Source organism: Agrilactobacillus composti DSM 18527 = JCM 14202, assembly GCF_001436375.1.
Lineage (GTDB): Bacteria > Bacillota > Bacilli > Lactobacillales > Lactobacillaceae > Agrilactobacillus > Agrilactobacillus composti.
Genome location: NZ_AZGA01000044.1, coordinates 1 through 1,263, shown reverse-complemented (window position 1 = coordinate 1,263; position 1,263 = coordinate 1). Strand labels below are relative to the sequence as shown.

Below are 1,263 nucleotides of genomic sequence, written 5' to 3'. Positions count from 1 at the left end.
ACCCGAAGGAGCGGATTTACAGTCCGCCGCGTTTAGCCACTTCGCTACTCCTCCATCATATGGCGCGGGACAGAATCGAACTGCCGACACATGGAGCTTCAATCCATTGCTCTACCGACTGAGCTACCGAGCCATATAACGGTCCCAACCGGATTTGAACCGGTGATCTCCTGCGTGACAGGCAGGCGTGATAACCCCTACACCATGGGACCAATTGCGGGAGCAGGGTTTGAACCTGCGACCTTCGGGTTATGAGCCCGACGAGCTACCAGACTGCTCCATCCCGCGATAATAAAAAGGAGGATGTGGGATTCGAACCCACGCGTGATTTTACTCACCTGACGGTTTTCAAGACCGTTCCCTTCAGCCGGACTTGGGTAATCCTCCATCAGAAGTGTTGCTATAAAAAAGGGAAATGACCCGTACGGGATTTGAACCCATGTTACCGCCGTGAAAGGGCGGTGTCTTAACCACTTGACCAACGGGTCGAACTAACGGAGAAGGAGGGATTTGAACCCTCGCGCCGCTTTCGCAACCTACACCCTTAGCAGGGGCGCCTCTTCAGCCACTTGAGTACTTCTCCAATGGGCCTAAATGGACTTGAACCATCGACCTCACGCTTATCAGGCGTGCGCTCTAAACCAGCTGAGCTATAGGCCCATTATATCATAAACTAAAGCGGGTGACGAGAATCGGACTCGCGACAACAGCTTGGAAGGCTGTGGTTTTACCACTAAACTACACCCGCAATAATTTGCATAATAATGGTTGATGGCGCGGGACAGAATCGAACTGCCGACACATGGAGCTTCAATCCATTGCTCTACCGACTGAGCTACCGAGCCATATAACGGTCCCAACCGGATTTGAACCGGTGATCTCCTGCGTGACAGGCAGGCGTGATAACCCCTACACCATGGGACCAATTGCGGGAGCAGGGTTTGAACCTGCGACCTTCGGGTTATGAGCCCGACGAGCTACCAGACTGCTCCATCCCGCGATAATAAAAAATATATAATCGGTCCTAATGGACCTTGTAGGACTCGAACCTACGACCGGACGGTTATGAGCCGTCTGCTCTAACCAACTGAGCTAAAGGTCCAAGCTCTTATAGCGGCGAAGGGGATCGAACCCCCGACCTCCCGGGTATGAACCGGACGCTCTAGCCAGCTGAGCTACACCGCCAAAAAATATAAAATTGTTGCAATCGGGAAAACAGGATTCGAACCTGCGACCCCCTGGTCCCAAACCAGGTGCTCTACC

General features: G+C 52.9%; 13 tRNA genes. All 13 read right to left on the bottom strand.

Annotated elements, in window-relative coordinates:
• Nucleotides 1-60: 60 nt before the first annotated feature.
• Nucleotides 61-133 (bottom strand) — tRNA-Phe (locus FC83_RS07400).
• A gap of 6 nt (nucleotides 134-139) precedes the next feature.
• Nucleotides 140-212 (bottom strand) — tRNA-Asp (locus FC83_RS07395).
• A 2-nt stretch (nucleotides 213-214) separates the two neighbouring features.
• Nucleotides 215-288: transfer RNA gene (locus FC83_RS07390), tRNA-Met, on the bottom strand.
• A 9-nt stretch (nucleotides 289-297) separates the two neighbouring features.
• Nucleotides 298-387 (bottom strand) — tRNA-Ser (locus tag FC83_RS07385).
• A gap of 29 nt (nucleotides 388-416) precedes the next feature.
• Nucleotides 417-488 (bottom strand) — tRNA-Glu (locus FC83_RS07380).
• Between the two features lie 7 nt (nucleotides 489-495).
• Nucleotides 496-583, bottom strand: a tRNA-Ser gene (locus FC83_RS07375).
• A gap of 2 nt (nucleotides 584-585) precedes the next feature.
• A tRNA-Ile gene (locus tag FC83_RS07370) sits at nucleotides 586-660 on the bottom strand.
• 17 nt (nucleotides 661-677) lie between these two features.
• A tRNA-Gly gene (locus FC83_RS07365) sits at nucleotides 678-748 on the bottom strand.
• A gap of 24 nt (nucleotides 749-772) precedes the next feature.
• Nucleotides 773-845: transfer RNA gene (locus FC83_RS07360), tRNA-Phe, on the bottom strand.
• Nucleotides 846-851: 6 nt separating this feature from the next.
• Nucleotides 852-924 (bottom strand) — tRNA-Asp (locus FC83_RS07355).
• A 2-nt stretch (nucleotides 925-926) separates the two neighbouring features.
• Nucleotides 927-1,000, bottom strand: a tRNA-Met gene (locus FC83_RS07350).
• A gap of 28 nt (nucleotides 1,001-1,028) precedes the next feature.
• Nucleotides 1,029-1,102, bottom strand: a tRNA-Ile gene (locus FC83_RS07345).
• A gap of 9 nt (nucleotides 1,103-1,111) precedes the next feature.
• A tRNA-Met gene (locus FC83_RS07340) sits at nucleotides 1,112-1,185 on the bottom strand.
• Nucleotides 1,186-1,263 lie beyond the last annotated feature (78 nt).